This window comes from Arthrobacter sp. TmtSoilC79, from assembly GCF_059739405.1.
On sequence record NZ_AP046051.1, the window covers coordinates 1756425 to 1773221 of the forward strand.

General features: G+C 63.0%; 13 protein-coding genes and 1 tRNA gene. 5 read left to right on the forward strand and 9 right to left on the reverse strand.

Features of this window, described 5'->3' with window-relative positions; genetic code table 11:
* Positions 1–26: 26 nt before the first annotated feature.
* From hrpA to AC6JA3_RS08155, 3 genes are all read right to left on the reverse strand, one after another.
* Positions 27–3980 carry an ATP-dependent RNA helicase HrpA gene (gene hrpA, locus AC6JA3_RS08145; protein ID WP_347783212.1) on the reverse strand — a complete coding sequence of 1318 codons (3954 nt, stop codon included), beginning with the start codon at positions 3978–3980 and terminating at the stop codon, positions 27–29.
* Between the two features lie 13 nt (positions 3981–3993).
* Positions 3994–4986 (reverse strand): helix-turn-helix transcriptional regulator, encoded by a 993-nt coding sequence (locus tag AC6JA3_RS08150; protein ID WP_026540117.1) that lies wholly within the window; start codon positions 4984–4986, stop codon positions 3994–3996.
* Between the two features lie 155 nt (positions 4987–5141).
* Positions 5142–5312: a hypothetical protein gene (locus tag AC6JA3_RS08155; protein WP_167332875.1), complete on the reverse strand. Its 171-nt coding sequence runs from the start codon at positions 5310–5312 to the stop codon at positions 5142–5144.
* A gap of 81 nt (positions 5313–5393) precedes the next feature.
* Between AC6JA3_RS08155 and AC6JA3_RS08160 the strand changes: the two genes are divergently transcribed.
* On the forward strand, positions 5394–6362 hold the full coding sequence (locus tag AC6JA3_RS08160; protein ID WP_347783213.1) for a GlxA family transcriptional regulator: 969 nt from the start codon (positions 5394–5396) through the stop codon (positions 6360–6362).
* 30 nt (positions 6363–6392) lie between these two features.
* Here the strand turns inward: AC6JA3_RS08160 and AC6JA3_RS08165 are convergent, their stop codons facing one another.
* From AC6JA3_RS08165 to AC6JA3_RS08190, 6 genes are all read right to left on the reverse strand, one after another.
* A complete protein-coding gene (locus AC6JA3_RS08165; protein WP_026540119.1) occupies positions 6393–6695 on the reverse strand; it encodes a protealysin inhibitor emfourin in 303 nt (100 codons plus the stop codon).
* A gap of 78 nt (positions 6696–6773) precedes the next feature.
* Positions 6774–7814, reverse strand: a complete 1041-nt coding sequence (locus AC6JA3_RS08170; protein ID WP_035760499.1) for a M4 family metallopeptidase — start codon at positions 7812–7814, stop codon at positions 6774–6776.
* Positions 7815–7970: 156 nt separating this feature from the next.
* A tRNA-Arg gene (locus tag AC6JA3_RS08175) sits at positions 7971–8043 on the reverse strand.
* Positions 8044–8161: 118 nt separating this feature from the next.
* Complete coding sequence (locus tag AC6JA3_RS08180) at positions 8162–9664, reverse strand: FAD-dependent oxidoreductase (protein WP_223943327.1); 1503 nt, start codon at positions 9662–9664, stop codon at positions 8162–8164.
* Complete coding sequence (locus AC6JA3_RS08185; protein WP_026540122.1) at positions 9661–10533, reverse strand: FAD:protein FMN transferase; 873 nt, start codon at positions 10531–10533, stop codon at positions 9661–9663. The genes AC6JA3_RS08180 and AC6JA3_RS08185 overlap by 4 nt, the downstream gene beginning before the upstream one ends.
* 4 nt (positions 10534–10537) lie before the next feature.
* A complete protein-coding gene (locus tag AC6JA3_RS08190; RefSeq protein WP_026540123.1) occupies positions 10538–11023 on the reverse strand; it encodes an FMN-binding protein in 486 nt (161 codons plus the stop codon).
* A 217-nt stretch (positions 11024–11240) separates the two neighbouring features.
* Between AC6JA3_RS08190 and argS the strand changes: the two genes are divergently transcribed.
* From argS to thrC, 4 genes are read left to right on the forward strand one after another with little or no spacing between them, the layout of a single operon-like run.
* Positions 11241–12905 carry an arginine--tRNA ligase gene (gene argS / locus AC6JA3_RS08195; protein WP_026540124.1) on the forward strand — a complete coding sequence of 555 codons (1665 nt, stop codon included), beginning with the start codon at positions 11241–11243 and terminating at the stop codon, positions 12903–12905.
* 4 nt (positions 12906–12909) lie between these two features.
* Positions 12910–14382: a diaminopimelate decarboxylase gene (lysA, locus tag AC6JA3_RS08200; RefSeq protein WP_026540125.1), complete on the forward strand. Its 1473-nt coding sequence runs from the start codon at positions 12910–12912 to the stop codon at positions 14380–14382.
* Positions 14375–15691, forward strand: coding sequence for a homoserine dehydrogenase (locus tag AC6JA3_RS08205; RefSeq protein WP_026540126.1), 1317 nt, complete (start codon positions 14375–14377; stop codon positions 15689–15691). The genes lysA and AC6JA3_RS08205 overlap by 8 nt, the downstream gene beginning before the upstream one ends.
* Positions 15692–16795 carry a threonine synthase gene (gene thrC / locus AC6JA3_RS08210; RefSeq protein WP_026540127.1) on the forward strand — a complete coding sequence of 368 codons (1104 nt, stop codon included), beginning with the start codon at positions 15692–15694 and terminating at the stop codon, positions 16793–16795.
* The last annotated feature ends 2 nt before the right edge of the window (positions 16796–16797 follow it).

Sequence of the window (16797 nt, forward strand, 5' to 3'; positions counted from 1 at the left end):
GGCACCGCCGGGTTTTTTGTCCCCAGCTAGGCCGGAGCCAAGGCCTGGTTCAGTGCCGTCCGGATACGCTTCTCAGAGACCGAGTAGGCGGTTCCAAGTTCCACTGCAAAGAGGCTCACCCGCAGCTCTTCGATCATCCAGCGCACCCGTGTTAACTCAGTGCCGGCGCGGCGTCCCGGGAGGAGTGCTGAAACGGCGTCGTCGTAGTCGTCCTCGAGCGCCTGCACGACCGCCATGTTGAGTCCATCGCGCTGGACGTTGCCGGGAAGCTTTTCCAGCCGCTTCTCGATCGCCTGCAAGTATCGCGGCAACTGGCTGAGCTGGGCATAGCCCGTCTGTGCCACAAAGCCGGGATGCACCAACTGCTCCAGCTGCGACTTCATGTCATTGAGGGCGCTGATGAGCGGCAGGCTTGCGTTGGACTTCAGCTCCTTCTGGATGCGTCGCGTACTCGCCAGCACTCGTTCGACGACGGCCGTCACCGTGAACACGGTATCGATCAGTTCCGCACGGACCACTTCATACAACGCATCGAAGGACTTCCGGTCCCACGGCAGTTCCTGGGGTGTCAGTTTGTCGATGGCAGCCAGGGCGCAGTCCGCAATCAAAGCACTGACGGATCCGTGCGGGTTTTGGCTGAAGGTCAGTTTCTCCATGTTGCTCAGGTGCTCCAGCACGTAGCGGTCAGGAGGCGGAATCCGCAGGGCCAGCAGCCTGATGACGCCGCCACGCATGGCGGCTTCCTGTTCTGCCTTGGTCTGGAAGACCCGCAGGGCCACAGTGGTTCCTTCGTCAACCACTGCCGGGAAGCCTGTGACGGAGTGGCCCTTGACAGTACGCGTTACCTGCCGTTCCACAGTCCCGAAGTCCCACTCCGTGATGCCGCTGCGTTCAGCCACTGCAGCATCAGTCCGGCTTCCGGAGGCAGCAGTGGCGTCGGGTCCCTGGCCGTTTGCCGTGCGCGCCGCACCGGAAGCCTTGCCGGCTTTGGCAGGTGCGGTAGTGGCCGGGGTAGCGCCAAGGGATTCGGCGATTGCGCGGCGTGTGGCAGGGGCAAGCCTTTCCTGGAGCCCGGCAAGGTCCTTGCCTTCGTCCAGGACCTTCCCCTTGCTGTCCACCACCTTGAAACTCACCCGCAAATGCGATGGCACGGCATCCCAGTTCCAGGAACCGGGGGGAATAACATGCCCACGGAGGCGGCGAAGCACCAGCTCCAAAGACGGCTCCAGCTCATCGGCAGCCGGGTCAAAGTCCGCTTCAAGGGCAGCAGTTGCCTGCCGGGCCACATCAGGGGCAGGGACGAAGTTCTTCCGCACCTGCTTGGGCAGCGACTTGATCAGTGCCGTGACAAGCTCCACGCGCTGGCCAGGTATCTGCCAACGGAACGGGGCATCGTCCAACTGGTTGAGGAACAACACAGGGACCTCGGCGGTGACACCGTCCGATGGGTTGGGGGCAGACCCCGGTGCAACGGGATGGAATTCGTAGCTCAGGGGGAGCTCGAAGCCCTTGTGCAGCCAGGTCTTGGGATAGGCGGAGTCGTCCAAGGCATCGGCGTCCTCGCTGATGAGCAGCGATTGGTCGAAGTCCAGCATTGTGGGATCGGACTGGCGGGCGTCCTTCCACCACTTGTCAAAGTGCCTCTCGGAGACCACTTCCTTGCCCACGCGTGCGTCGTAGAACTCGAACAGCGTTTGGTCGTCCACCAGGATGTCGCGGCGTCGCATGCGCGTCTCGAGTTCTTCGATTTCCTGCAGCAGTGCCCGGTTACGGTGGAAGAACTTGTGGTGGGTTTTCCACTCGCCCTCCACCAGGGCGTGCCGGATGAAAAGTTCGCGCGAGAGTTCAGGATCCACCCGGCCATAGTTGATCCGGCGCTGGGGAATGATCGGCACGCCGTAGAGGGTGACCTTCTCATGGGCCATGACTGCGCCTTGGCGGGAGGACCAGTGGGGTTCGCTGTAAGAGCGCTTCACAAGGTCCGGAGCCACCTGCTCAGCCCACAGGGGATCGAACTTGGCAGCGACCCTGGCCCACAACCGGCTGGTTTCCACCAGTTCAGCTGCCATGACAAAAGTCGGAGACTTCTTGAACAATGCCGAGCCCGGGAAGATGGCGAAGCGGCTGCCCCGCGCCCCGGCATACTCACGCTTGCGCTCATCCAGCAGGCCAATATGGCTCAGGAGTCCCGAGAGCAGGCTGATGTGGATGCCCTCGTAGTTGCCCACGGGATCGGCTTCGCGTTTGTTGTCCAGGGCGATGCCCAAGGGCTTGGCCAGTTGCCTGAGCTGCGTGAAGAGATCCTGCCACTCCCTGACCCGCAAGTAGTTGATGAACTCGTTGCGGCACAATTTCCGGAACTGGGTGGAGGACAACTCGCGCTGCTTCTCCTGGATGTAGTTCCAGAGATTGAGGAAGCCGGTGAAATCGGAGAGCTCGTCCCGGAAGCGCGCGTGCTTTTCCGAGGCCAGTTGCTGCTTGTCCGTTGGCCGTTCACGGGGGTCCTGGATGGTCAGTGCCGCAGCAAGGATCATGACTTCGCGGACACAGCCGCGCTTGCCGGCCTCGACAATCATGCGGCCCAGCCGGGGATCCACCGGCAACTGGGCAAGTTTTTGCCCGACGGCGGTGAGGCCGCTGCCGCTGCGGCCGCCGCCACTGCCGTCACCTGACTTGGGTGAACTCAACGCACCGAGTTCGCGAAGGAGCGTGACGCCGTCGTTGATTGCCCTGGAATCAGGCGGCTCCACGAACGGAAAGTTCTCCACGTCCTTGGGACTGCGGGCCACGCCCATGGCGGTCATCTGGAGGATGACGGCTGCGAGGTTTGTCCGGAGGATTTCCGGATCCGTGAACTGCGGACGCGACTCGAAATCTTCCTCCGAGTACAAACGGATGGCGATGCCCTCGGACACACGCCCGCACCGGCCCGAGCGCTGGCTGGCCGAGGCTTGGGACACCCGCTCGATCGGCAGGCGCTGGACCTTGGTCCGGTGGGAGTAACGGGAAATACGGGCGGTCCCGGTGTCGATCACGTACTTGATCCCCGGGACGGTCAGCGAGGTTTCAGCCACGTTGGTGGCCAGGATGATGCGCCGTTTGCCCCCGGGATTGAAGACCCGGTGTTGCTCCTGAAGGCTCAACCGGGCAAAAAGTGGAAGGACTTCGGTCCCGCTCAGGCGGCGGTTGCTCTGGATACGCCCGTTGATGGCTTCGGCGGCGTCGCGGATTTCGCGCTCACCGGAGAAGAAGATGAGGATATCGCCGGGAGCTTCCTTGGCGAGCTCGTCCACGGCGTCACACACCGCGTCCAGGGGATCCCGGTCCTCTTCGAGTTCATCATCCGAGCTGTCCTCGTCGCCGCCGGCAGGCTGGGACAACGGCCGGTAGCGGATCTCCACCGGATAGGTACGGCCCGAGACCTCGATGATGGGGGCAGGCTCTTCTTCGCTTCCGAAGTGCTTGGCAAAGCGCTGGGGATCGATGGTGGCCGAGGTGATGATGACCTTCAGGTCGGGGCGCTGGGGGAGGATGCGTTTGAGATAGCCCAGGATGAAGTCGATGTTGAGGCTGCGTTCGTGCGCCTCATCAATGATGATGGTGCTGTATTTACGCAGCAGTTTGTCCCGTTGGATCTCCGCGAGGAGGATGCCGTCAGTCATCAGCTTGATCTTGGTGGCCGCACTGACCTCGCCGGTGAAGCGGACCTGGAAGCCCACTTCCTGGCCGATCTCAACCTCCAGCTCAGAGGCAATGCGCTCAGCCACGGTACGGGCCGCCAACCGGCGGGGCTGGGTATGGCCGATCAGGCCCTTGTCTCCAAGGCCAAGTTCGAGGCACATCTTGGGGATCTGGGTGGTCTTGCCCGAGCCGGTCTCGCCGGCGATGATGGTCACCTGGTTGGCGGCGATGGCCGCCATCAGATCCTCGCGGCGCTCGGAGACGGGCAGCTCAGCGGGGTAGGAAATATGAAGTGTCATGGCTGCTGCCAGTCTACTGTGGCTGCGGTTCCGCGTCCGCGTCCTCCGTCACAGTGCCCGCTGCGGCAGAAAGCCGGAAGGAAAGGTGGCGGGCGAAGGACCTGAATTCCTCCGGCTCAAGGATCTCAAAGTCCATGTCCAGGGCGGCAAGATAGGCCGCCGGGGCGGCCAGGTTGTCCCATCCTGAGCGCAGGATGGTTGCTCCCGGACCATCGGCGGTCAGCGTCGCGTACTGCGGGCTGACGACGGCGGCCACCTCCGCCAAGGGCTCGTTAAGCCGCACCACGACGTCAAACCTGTAGGGGGAGCGGGTGATGGACTGCTGCACGTAGGCTGCCAGGTCCTCGGCGGGCAAGGGACGGGGCGTATATCTTTTTCGTTCGGACGGAAGTGAGGCGAAACGGTCGGCGCGGAAGGTCCGCCAGTCTTCCCGGTCCACGTCCCAGGCCACCAGGTACCAGCGCCTTCCTGTGTCGACCAATCTGTAGGGTTCCACGAGCCGGCGTGCAGCCTCGCCTTCGGAGGTGACGTAGTCAAAGGAAATCTGGCGCCGGTCCGAGATCGCCGCTGAAACCACGGTCAGCTGTTGCGGATCAACCGTGGCCGCATTGCTGGGCAAGGTGGTCACCGCTGCTTTCAGCATGGCGAACCTGGGGCGCAGCCTCGATGGCAGCACCTGTTCCAGTTTTGCCAAGGCGCGTACAGAGGCCTCGCCAATCCCGGCTACGGGCCCAGCGGCTACGGAATTCAATCCCAGTGCCACCGCCAGCGCTTCGTTGTCGTCCAACAGCAGCGGCGGCAGTTGTGCGCCCGCTCCCAACTGGTAGCCGCCTGCGATTCCCGGGGATGCATGGATGGGATACCCAAGGTTGCGCAGCTTGTCGATGTCACGGCGCACGGTCCGTTCGGTCACGCCCATGCGGTCAGCGAGTGCCGGTCCCGTCCACTCCCGGCGCACCTGCAACAAGGACAGCAGTTGAAGGAGCCGGGCGGAGGTTTGGATCATGGAAGTGAATCTAGTCCATATGCGGGATGTTGAGCCCTCGCCGCGTGGGCCGGCGAAGGAACGCCCGCCGTTTGGGGAATCTGCGCAGAATTCCGCGAACGGCGGGCGTCGGACGGGTGGTGGGCATGCGAAGAGGTGCAGTTTCCCGGCATGTCCTAGTAAATGCGGGGGTTCCAGTACGGCGTGCTGGGAGCCTCGAAGGCACTCCAGGGTTCCTTGGACTCAATGGGCGGGTTGTGGCCGCGGCCGTCCTTCAACAAGGCTGAGACGGTGGCTGCGACGGAGGTGATAAGGACGATGAAGAGGATGATTCCGAAGATTTCCATGTCTCAAGCCTGCTCCTGTGGAACGCCTGGAAACAGTGGCAGAAATGCCCCATTTAGATAATTTTCTGCCACACTGGAAACATGTTGAAATCAGTGGCAGTGATCGTGGTTCCCAACTTCTCGGTCTTCGAATTCGGCACGGCTTTCGAGGTCTTTGGCATCGACCGGACGGACAGGGGCGCCGGCGTTCCGGCTTTCGACTTCCGGGTGGTTGCACCCGAGCCGGGGGATATCCTCATGAAGTCCGGTCTGTCCCTTCATGTGAACCTCGGCCTCGAAGCAGCAGCCGATGCAGACCTCGTCATCATGGCGCCCTTCGGCCGGGACCAGGAACTCCCGGAGTCAGTACTGGAAACCCTGCGCAATGCCCATGCCAGGGGCGCGTGGGTGATGTCGATTTGCTCAGGCGCCTATGCACTGGCGCGGGCAGGGCTGCTGGACGGACGCCGGTGTACCACCCACTGGCACTACTCGCAGGACCTCGCCAGCCGATACCCCTCGGCGATCGTTGATGAGAACGTCCTCTATGTACAGGACGGGACCATCATCACCAGTGCCGGGACAGCGGCGGGGATCGATGCCTGCCTGCACCTGGTCCGCGTTGAACTGGGAGCCAATGTTGCAGCCGCCATAGCGCGCGACATGGTGGTTCCGCCGCATCGCGATGGTGGTCAGGCCCAGTTCATCGACCGTCCCATGCCCCGCTGCGGGTCCGCGCCCATGGAAGAACTCCTCCGGTGGATGGTGGAACACCTCGACCAGGAACACAGCGTGAACGAGTTGGCGGCCCGCCTCCATATGTCGCCAAGGACCTTCGCCCGGCGCTTCAGGGCCGAGACTGGTACTACTCCAGCCGCCTGGTTGAATTCCCAGCGGGTGCTCAGGGCCCAGGAGCTGTTGGAGAGCACGGAGCTGAACATTGACGAGATCGCCAGGGAAGCGGGATTCGGGCATTCGGTGCTACTCCGCCACCACTTCACGAAGGTGCTGGACACGAGCCCGCAAAGTTACCGGCGCGCGTTCCGGGGCCAGTTGGCGGAGGCTATCTAGGGGCGCCAAGGACCACGGCGGGAGGGGTTTTCAGCGCCTTCCCCCGAGCCGGCCGCGGGACTCGGACCCCTCGGCCTTGGCACACTCCACCAGTTCCTGCCAAGGCCCTGTGACAGCACGGTCCGGGAGGGTTGCGCGCCGCTGGCCTGCCCTGATGGAGTACATGAACCGGTCCGGCTCGTTGGCTGCCCGTGCCTGGCTTTTGGCTTCATCCCAAGGGCAAGCCTCCACCATGGGGACCCATCGTTCCTTGTCATCAGGAGAGACTGCGTCCACGCTCCAGACGCGTGTCATCGCTGCAATTCCCCCACTGCGTTGGACGGTGATCTTCATGGCCGGCTGCTTCTCGTTCGACGTTTTCCGTCAGTCAGCCAGCGGGACCGCACCAAGCCGTCCGGTCCCGCCATCCGACTAAACCTTGACCTTCACAGTCTCCCATGCCTTCAGGACGGCGTCATGCTCTGCCGAGCCTGAACCGAAGAGGTCCACGGCGGTAGCTGCGGTGGTCTTGGCAAATTTGCCAAAGGTGCAGGTCGCCGGGAGTAATCCGCTTGTCAGCGTGCTGTACCAGATCTGTCCGGGCGCCTCCCACGCTGCCCCGCCCAGTTCCGAGGCCACCACGTAGAAAGCCTTGTTGGGGATGCCGGAGTTGATATGCACCCCGCCGTTGTCGGCGCTGGTGCGAACGTAAGTGTCCATGGAATCCGGCTGCGGATCCTTGCCGAGGATGTCGTCATCGTAGGCGGTGCCCGGTGCTTTCATGGAGCGCAAGGCAGCGCCTTGGACCTGGTCGGTGAAGAGGCCTTCGCCGATGAGCCAACTGGCACTCGCCGCAGATTCCTGTTTCAGGTATTGCTCCACGAGGACGCCGAAAACGTCCGACATGGATTCGTTGAGTGCACCGGCCTGGTTCCGGTATGCCAGGTTGGCAGTGTACTGGGTGACACCGTGCGCGAGTTCGTGGCCTATAACGCTGACGGACTTGGTGAAGCGCTGGAAGATCTGTCCGTCACCGTCGCCAAAGACCATCTGGGAGCCGTCCCAGAAGGCGTTGTCATAGAGCTTCCCGTAGTGGACGGTCGCATCAAGGGCCAGGCCGGCGTCGTCGATGGAGTCCCTGCCGAAGATCTCTCCATACAGGCGGTGCGTGCTTCCGAGGCCATCGTAGGCCTCATTGGCAGCGGTGTCCTCTACGGGCTCCGCGCCTTCCTTCCGGACAACCCGGCCGGGCAAGGCCTCTGAAGAACCGGCGTCGTAGATGGTCCGCTTGGGTGGTCCGGGCTTGGCCTGGCGGGCACTGGGCGGAGCCGGGGGAACGGGCGCGGTGCGGATGGCCTGCAGGTTCTTGATGTGCACCAGCGACTCTTTGGCGGCTCTGGCCACGGCCCGCAGCCGTGGCTCGTCCTGGGCGGCAATCTTGCGAAGCATGTACGGCGGTACGATCGAGCACATCACGGCAAACCCCTTTGGCTATCGGAAAGACCAACTGAATTCAGACTAGGAGCAGCCGCAGACAAAATTGCGGTGCATGCCCGGCAAGCCTTGAACTGATAGCGGGTAACCGGCACACAAAAATACCCCGCCAGCGAACTGGCGGGGTATTCGTTGTGCCCTCGATAGGATTCGAACCTACGGCCTTCTGCTCCGGAGGCAGACGCTCTATCCCCTGAGCTACGAGGGCATCCAGGGTTCCCTCCGTTGCCGGTGGGACGTCCTAGAGCTTAGCAGCCACTGAGCCGCAAATGAAAACCCGGCTCTCCGCCCGCAAGCTCTGCCGTGGACCATCTGCTCTCCGGGGATCAATACCCGGCAAATGAATCCACGTGGACACGCCGCGCCCCGGCAGAACGGGCCGCGGCGCGCAGCGAATCGACGCTCGCCGGTGACCCGGAAACGAAGACTTCGCGTTCCCCGATGTCAGGCACCAACTCCTTGAGTCGGGCCGCATCGATCCTGGCGGCGCCGGCGTCGGTCATGAACTCCGGCGGAGCGGAACCGTCGGCCAACCTGGCAATTACCGTGGCCCCTGAGGCCTCCAACTGCTCCACGCCGGCCAGTTCCTCCCGACTTTTGGCGAGGTAGAGAACCACGGTGTCACGTGCCGGCGCATCTGCGGCCAACTGTGAGAGGAAGGGCGTGATACCGATGCCCGCAGCCATCAGCAGGACCGGCCGCCCGGCGTCGTGCGGTAAAAGAAAGTCTCCGCCCACGGCTGTGGCCGAAAGCTTGTCTCCTGGCTGCAAAGCCAGCAGTGCCCGTTTTGCCGTGGACAGCGGCTCGGCGGTCCCGACGCCGAACGTCAGCTCACCAGCCCCCGGGGGGCTTGTGATGCTGAAGACCCGCCTGCGGCCCTTGCCGTCGGAGGCGGAGTGCGGGAGGTTGAGTTCCATGAATTGCCCGGCCTCGAACCGCACAGGGCGCTGCGGCTCAAACCGGAACTCCGTAGTGCCAGGGGTCAGGGCCCTGGCACCTTTGAACGTCAGCTCAACCCCGCCGCGCTGGCCCAGGAAGAACGCCACAAGGTTGCCCAGCAACAACGCCAGTTCGGGGGAGTTGGCGATGAACCCGAAATTATAGGGAACCGCAAAAACAACGCCCACGACGCCGGCAAGCGCCAACTGCTGCCAGCGCCGGGGCGGGAGGGTAAGGGGTTCGGAAAGCATGAAGCCCACGAAGAACAACAGGGGCCGCTGGGCGAAGGACTGCCACAAGGCCTGCCCGAACGTCATGCTGCGGCTCATCAGTTCCACGGTGATAATGCCGGCAGCCACCACCAGGAACACCGTGGCCATGAGCATTTTGCGCGTGCGGTACAGGACAAGCAGCACGCCCGGGACCAGCAGCCAGAGCATGGCCGGGGTTGCAGCCCACCACGTGGCAATGTTCAATCCCGTCAGGCCCGTGACAAACGCGCCGGCCGCGGCAGGATTGAAGATGTGCCGCCCCCGGAATGCCAGCGCGTACTTGGAGACGCTCGCTACCAAGCAGGCCAAGGCAACACCGGTCATGTCCGTTATCCCGAACGCGGGCCAGAACAGGAAATAGAGCAGCAGCCCCGTAATCAGGGAGGACTCCGTGTGCGGCCTGACACGGAAGACGGCGGCCAACAAGCGGTTGGAGGAATAGGTCACCCCAAGGCAGAGCACCAAATGCACCAGCATTTCCGGAAGCCCGAAGGTCAGCCAGCCCAGGACGTTAAGCACCATGCTGTAAGCCACCAGCACGGCCAACACCCATAGGATCAACCGGTACATCGTGAGGCGTCCCAACCACGTATCCACCCGGGACTTAACGGCAATCATGAGAACAGTCTCCCCTCGAAACTCTCCGAAAACGTGGCGGCACCACTGGAGGACACCCTGAGCCAGGCGACATCGAACTCCTCCTGCAAACGGGCCGGTTCAATCATGAACAGTGCAGTAGCCACGGCATCGGCCACCAGCGCGCTCGCAGCCATGGTCCAGGTGGCCACTGTGGTGTGAATGGGTTCGCCGGTGGTCCCGTCCAGGACGTGGTGCAGCCCATCTCCCCAGGCGCGCCGGTTGGAAGCGGAGGCGCAGAGCGCGGAATTGTTCAGTTCAACAGTTCCAATGGCTTGGCCCGGGTTATAGGGATGCTCCAAGGCGACCATCACGGGATGGGTCCCCGAGTGGAGCATGTCGCCGCTCCCATCCACCAGGAAGTCGGAATGACCCTCTGAACGCAGGACCCCACCCAGCAGGTCCACCAGCTGGCCCTTTCCTGCTGCCCCCACGTCCAGGACCACCGGTTCGGTGGCAGCCAGGGAAGTACCAGTCCACTCGAGGACATCTTCCCAGCGTGGCGGGGCCTGGGGACTTCCGGCGGGCACCAGGGAGTACTGGGGATCGTAGCCAAGCCGTTCCAGGCTGCTGCCGATGAGCGGGCTCATGGTTCCCCCGCTGAGCCGATACAGGGTGTCGTAGACCTGATGAAGGGCTGTTGCGTGGCCGGGCAACGTGATCCTGCCCGGCCCACGGGACAGGCCGGACACCAGGGAGTCCGGCCTGAACCGCGAATAGGTCCGGTCATACTCACTGACTGTTTCCAGGAGTTGGTGCCGCACGGCCGGTACCAATGCCTCCGGCGTCGAAACTTCCCAGCGTGTCCCGATGCCGTCAAAGCTGAAGGAGGCCCATTCGGGGTGCGGCATGGTGCTACTTGGCCTGGGACTTGATCTGTTCCACGGCGTCATTGAAGCCGCCGGAGGTCAGGGAGGAGCCGGCCACCTTGGAGACGTTCAGTTCATCGATGTTCTTGCCGACAATCTGTGCCGAGATTCCGCCAGCGAACTCGCCTTGGAACTTCTTGGTGTTGGGGTTTGAGGGGTGGGTGGTGATGTTGACTGCTGAAACTTTGTCACCGGCCAACGTCAATTCCACGCCAACGGTCTCCTGGCCGTTGGGGGAGGTGTACGTGCCGTCGGCGCTGTAGGTACCGTCCTTATAGGTGGATGTTCCCGCCGCGGCTGAGCCGGACGAAGAAGAGGTGGGGCTTGTGGTGCTCGCCTGACCGCCGTTTTCGGCAGCCGGCGTGGATTCGGTGGCCGGCGATTGCGAAGAAGGGGCGCAGCCGGCCACGGCACCGATGAGGGAGAGGCCGGCAAATCCGGCGTAAATGCTCTTGCGGAGTGGCGTAGTCATGGTTCTGCTCGTTTCAACTGGACAAGAATCGGTCTTGGGGCTGGTGCTCGCAGGAGGGCGGACCAGGCCGCCTCCTACGTGTTCACAACGTTGAATTCAGCGTAATGGTTCAGTCTGTGCCACCGGGCTCTCATGGCTGTGCCCCGCCTGTGACGTGACTATCCACATAAGGAACCCCCAATTCCGCGACTTTGCAGGCCCCCGGTAGGCTAGATGCGTGACTCCCGAAGAACTCTCTGCTGCCATATCCGCCTGCCTTAAGGACGCCGTCTCCAGCGGCGAAATCGCCTTGACGGAATCTGCCGTACCCGAATCCGTGCGGGTGGAGCGACCCAAGAACCGGGATCATGGAGACTGGGCCACCAACATCGCCCTCCAGCTCTCCAAGCAGGCAGGCATGAATCCGCGCGAATTCGCCGGTATCCTCAGTAACCACCTGCAAGGCATTCCCGGCGTCAGCGGCGTGGAGATCGCAGGTCCCGGATTCCTCAACATCACTGTGGATGCCGCCACTGCCGGCGCCCTTGCCAAAGCCATTGTCGAGGCCGGAACCAGCTATGGAACCAACCAGGCGCTCGCAGGCCGCGTGGTGAACATGGAGTTCGTTTCGGCGAACCCCACAGGGCCGCTGCACATCGGCCATACCCGTTGGGCCGCACTTGGTGATGCGATTGCCCGTGTCCTGCGTGCTTCCGGCGCCGACGTCACCGCTGAGTACTACATCAACGACGCCGGCTCGCAGATGAACGTCTTCGCCAACTCGGTCCTCTCCCGACTGCACGGCCGCGGAGTGCCCGAGGGCGGATATCCCGGTGAATACATCCGCGAACTTGGCGACGAAGTCCTCAAAGCGCACCCGGACATCCGTGAACTGACGGATGAGGCAGCCCTGCCGGTGATCCGTGCTGCTGCCTATGACGCGCAGATGGCGGATATCAAGACCACCCTGGCGGAATTTGGTGTTCACTTCGATGTCTTCTTCTCGGAGAAGGAACTGCACGACGCCGGTGCGATCGAATCTGCCGTCTCCCGCCTTCGCGAACAGGGCCACGTCTTTGACGACGGCGATGCCGTCTGGCTGCGCACCACGGACTTCGGTGACGACAAAGACCGCGTCATGATCCGCGCCAATGGCGAACCCACCTACTTCGCCGCGGACGCTGCCTACTACCTTTCGAAGAAGGACCGCGGATTTACCGAGAAGATTTACCTTCTCGGCGCGGACCACCACGGATACATCAACCGGCTCAAAGCCATTGCGGCCTGTGCCGGCGATGACCCTGAGGTCAACATCGAGGTCCTCATCGGCCAGTTGGTCTCGGTCAACGGCGCAAAGCTGTCCAAGCGTGCGGGCAACATCATCGAGCTCAAGGACCTTATTTCCTGGCTCGGCAAGGACGCTGTCCGCTACTCCCTGGCGCGTTTCCCCGCCGACTCACCTCTGACGTTGGATCCGGAACTGCTGAAGAAGCACAGCAACGAGAATCCTGTGTTCTATGTCCAGTACGCCCACGCCCGTTCCCGCGGCACAGCACGCAACGCGGCCGAGGCCGGAGTGGAGCGCCAGGTTGATGGCGTGGATGCCTTCGATGCCTCGCTCCTGGATCACCCCACGGAAAACGAGCTCCTTTCCTACCTGGGCAGTTACCCGTCCATCGTGGCCAAGGCCGCCGAGCTGCGCGAGCCACACCGGGTGGCACGCCACCTTGAGGTCATCGCCGGGGCCTATCACCGCTGGTACGACGCCTGCCGGGTATCTCCGCAGGGTGATGATCCCGTCCTGGATGTGAACCGCACCCGGCTTTGGCTCAATGACGCCACCAGCCAGGTACTTGCCAACGGACTCGAACTGCTGGGCGTCTCGGCGCCGGAACGGATGTAGGGCAATGAACACAGCCGCTGATCACGCTTCTCCGCTTGCCCCCGAATGGTTGGCCGTCCCAGGGGACCTCAACGCACTTCAAGCGCCAATGTGGGCTGCCGGGGTTGAAAAGAACGACGCCGGCGAGGTCACCGTTGAAGGCGTCTCCGTCAGTGAGCTCAAGGAGCAGTTCGGAACTCCGCTGTTCGTCATGAGCGAATCGGACTTCCGTGCACGGGCCAGGGCTTTCAAGGATGCCTTCGATGCCGCCTTCGCTGACATCTGCGGGGGAGTGGATGTCTACTATGCAGGAAAGTCCTTCCTGTGCACCGCTGTGGCCAGCTGGGTGGCGGAAGAGGGCCTGCGCCTGGATACGTGTTCCGGAGGCGAACTCGCTGTAGCTGCCCGCGCTGGAATTGATGGCTCCAACCTCGGTTTGCACGGCAACAACAAGTCCGACGTCGAGATCAATCGCGCCCTGGACATGAAGCTGGGCAGGATCGTTGTGGACAGCCTCGACGAACTCGAGCGCGTTGCCAAGATAGCGTCCGGTCGCGGCGAGATTGCCAAGGTCATGCTGCGCCTGACACCCGGCGTGCATGCGCACACCCATGAGTTCATTGCCACCGCGCACGAGGACCAGAAGTTCGGTCTGTCCATGGCTGAGGACTCCACGGAAGAAGCCGGCCTTTCAGCAGCCGAGGAAGCTGTGGCAGCAGCCACCTCCTACCCGGGCATCGAATTGCTGGGCCTGCACTGCCACATCGGCTCGCAGATCTTTGAGCCGGACGGTTTTGCCGTTGCAGCGGAGAAGCTTCTGGGCTTCCTTGCCGCCATGCAAGCCAAGTACTCCATCGTCTTGCCGGAATTGGACCTCGGTGGCGGCTACGGCATCGCCTATACCCCTGTTGACACGCCCCGCCCGCCAGCGGAGATTGCAGAGGCCATGGCCGCCGTCGTGCGTTCGACGTGCGCTGAACTGGACATCAAGCCGCCGCGGATCTCCATCGAACCCGGTCGCGCCATTGTCGGCAGCACCACGTTCACCCTGTATGAAGTGGGCACGCTTAAAACCGTCCGTGTCGACGCCCCAGGGGCTGAAGACGGGCACAAGAACGTTACGCATCCGCGCCGGTATGTGTCGGTGGACGGCGGGATGAGCGATAACGCCCGTCCAGTGCTGTACGACGCGGATTATTCGGCCATTTTGGCCTCGCGTGACTCCTCGGCGGCTCCGCAGCTGTCCCGCGTAGTGGGCAAACATTGCGAGAGCGGCGACATAGTTGTTAGAGATGTATATCTGCCCGCGGATGTGGCAGCCGGTGATTTGCTCGCAGTACCGGGTACCGGCGCCTACTGCTGGGCCCTCTCCAGCAATTACAACTACCTGGCACGGCCTGGCGTTGTCGCTGTACGCGACGGAGCTGCCCGGCTGATTGTCCGCGGGGAAACCGAAGAAGATCTCTTGAACCGCGACATGGGAGTGGCGAATGTCTGAAGTGCGAACCTTGAAGGTGGCCCTGCTGGGCTGTGGCAACGTTGGGGCCCAGGTCGCGCGGATTCTGATTGACGACGCCGAGGCCCTTGCTGCCCGCAGCGGCGCCCGCCTGGAACTGTCCGGGATCGCCGTGCGCACCATCGATGCTCCGCGTGACGTCGAGCTGCCCCGTGAACTCTTTACCACCGATGCCGACACCCTGGTCAAGGATGCCGACCTCGTCATCGAACTGATGGGTGGCATTGAGCCGGCGCGTTCGCTGATCCTGACGGCGATCCAAAACGGCGCCTGCGTTGTCACCGGCAACAAGGCCCTGTTGGCGCAGGACGGACCGACCCTGTACGAAGAGGCCGACAAGGCCGGGGTCCAGTTGTCTTACGAGGCCGCAGTGGCCGGGGCCATCCCCATCCTGCGTCCCATCCGTGACAGCTTGTCCGGCGATCGCATCACCCGGGTCCTCGGCATCGTCAACGGAACCACCAACTTCATCCTTGACCAAATGGACACCACTGGAGCGCAGTTCGCCGACGCCTTGGCCGAAGCCCAGCGCCTCGGTTACGCCGAAGCGGACCCGACTGCCGACGTCGAGGGCCATGACGCAGCAGCCAAGGCGGCCATCCTGGCTTCGCTGTCCTTCCACACCCGTTTCTCCCTGGACGATGTGTACTGCGAAGGCATCACCAAGGTCAGCGCCGCTGATATCGCTTCTGCCAAGGAAGCCGGATTCGTCATCAAACTGCTGGCGATTGCCGAAAAGATCGACTCCTCCGACAACGGCAGTGGCATTTCAGTACGCGTCCATCCCACACTCCTGCCCCGCGAACACCCGCTGGCAGCGGTGCGTGGCGCCTTCAACGCCGTCTTCATCGAGGCAGAGAACGCCGGTGAACTGATGTTCTACGGCCAGGGTGCAGGCGGAACCCCCACGGCCTCTGCCGTTCTGGGTGACCTCGTTTCCGCAGCACGCCGATTGGTCCTGGGCGGTCCCGGCCGCACGGAAACCACCACCGGACACGTCCCGGCCCTGGCCATCGACGCCTCCACCACGAGCTACTACATCGGCTTGGACGTCGCCGACCAGGCCGGTGTTCTGGCCCGGATCGCCCATATCTTTGCGGAAAACGGCGTCTCCATCGAGATCATGCGTCAGACGATCCACCGCGACTCCGGGTCGAACGTGGCCTCGGCTGAGCTCAAGATCGTGACGCACCGTGCATCCGAAGCTGCACTCGCAGCAACCGTCGAGGCCGTCAAGGGCCTGGACGTCATCAATTCTGTGACATCCGTACTGCGGGTAGAAGGAGTCTAAGTGGCTCACCAATGGCGCGGAGTAATCCGCGAATACGCTGATCGCTTGCCTGTAACGGAAGCCACCAAGGTCATTACCCTCGGTGAGGGCGGAACGCCCTTGGTCCACGCCCGGCAGCTCTCCGAGCTCACCGGCTCCGAGGTGTACCTCAAGGTCGAAGGCATGAACCCCACGGGATCCTTCAAGGACCGCGGCATGACCATGGCCATGACAGCGGCAGTTGAAGCCGGAGCCAAGGCAGTGGTCTGCGCTTCCACCGGAAACACCTCCGCCTCTGCAGCTGCCTACGCCACTGCTGCGGGCCTGAAGTGCGCGGTGCTGGTTCCCGAAGGCAAAATCTCCATGGGCAAACTGAGCCAGGCTATCGCCCACGGCGCTACTTTGCTGCAGGTCGACGGCAACTTCGACAACTGCTTGGATATTGCCCGTAAGCTCGGCGAGTCCTACCCGGTATTCCTGGTCAACTCGGTCAACCCTGCCCGCATCCAGGGCCAGAAGACAGGTGCTTTCGAGATTGTCGATTCGCTCGGTGATGCTCCGGACATCCATGTGCTGCCAGTCGGAAATGCCGGCAACATCAGCGCCTACTGGAAGGGCTACAAGGAGTACTCCGCGCCCTTCGAGACCGCCAACGGAACCCTGCCGGCCGTTGCAACCAAGACGCCCATCATGTGGGGTTTCCAGGCTGCAGGCGCGGCGCCGTTCGTCGCCGGACATCCGATCACCGAACCGGACACCATCGCAACCGCCATCCGCATCGGCAACCCGGCGTCCTGGGACACGGCTGTTGCTGCCCGCGACGAATCCGGTGGACTGATTGAGGCCGTCACGGACGAGGAAATCCTTGCAGCCCACCGCTGGCTGTCAGCCAAGGAAGGTGTCTTCGTCGAACCCGGCTCAGCGGCCGGCGTCGCAGGCCTGATCAAGAAGCATGCTGCAGGCGAGGTTCCTTCGGGAAAGACCATCGTCATCACGGTTACCGGTCACGGCCTCAAGGACCCGCAATGGGCTCTCCGCACCGAGGATGGCCATGATGTCCAGCCCGTCAAGGTGCCCAACGACGTCGTCACCGTTGCCGCAGAACTGGGACTGGAAGAAAAATAAGA

Bases quoted from the DNA above. Each gene is read 5' to 3' on its own strand.
- hrpA (WP_347783212.1), bottom strand. From the start codon at position 3,980: ATGACACTTCATATTTCCTACCCCGCTGAGCTGCCCGTCTCCGAGCGC.
- AC6JA3_RS08150 (WP_026540117.1), bottom strand. From the start codon at position 4,986: ATGATCCAAACCTCCGCCCGGCTCCTTCAACTGCTGTCCTTGTTGCAG.
- AC6JA3_RS08155 (WP_167332875.1), bottom strand. From the start codon at position 5,312: ATGGAAATCTTCGGAATCATCCTCTTCATCGTCCTTATCACCTCCGTC.
- AC6JA3_RS08160 (WP_347783213.1), top strand. From the start codon at position 5,394: ATGTTGAAATCAGTGGCAGTGATCGTGGTTCCCAACTTCTCGGTCTTC.
- AC6JA3_RS08165 (WP_026540119.1), bottom strand. From the start codon at position 6,695: ATGAAGATCACCGTCCAACGCAGTGGGGGAATTGCAGCGATGACACGC.
- AC6JA3_RS08170 (WP_035760499.1), bottom strand. From the start codon at position 7,814: ATGTGCTCGATCGTACCGCCGTACATGCTTCGCAAGATTGCCGCCCAG.
- AC6JA3_RS08180 (WP_223943327.1), bottom strand. From the start codon at position 9,664: ATGATTGCCGTTAAGTCCCGGGTGGATACGTGGTTGGGACGCCTCACG.
- AC6JA3_RS08185 (WP_026540122.1), bottom strand. From the start codon at position 10,533: ATGCCGCACCCCGAATGGGCCTCCTTCAGCTTTGACGGCATCGGGACA.
- AC6JA3_RS08190 (WP_026540123.1), bottom strand. From the start codon at position 11,023: ATGACTACGCCACTCCGCAAGAGCATTTACGCCGGATTTGCCGGCCTC.
- lysA (WP_026540125.1), top strand. From the start codon at position 12,910: ATGAACACAGCCGCTGATCACGCTTCTCCGCTTGCCCCCGAATGGTTG.
- AC6JA3_RS08205 (WP_026540126.1), top strand. From the start codon at position 14,375: ATGTCTGAAGTGCGAACCTTGAAGGTGGCCCTGCTGGGCTGTGGCAAC.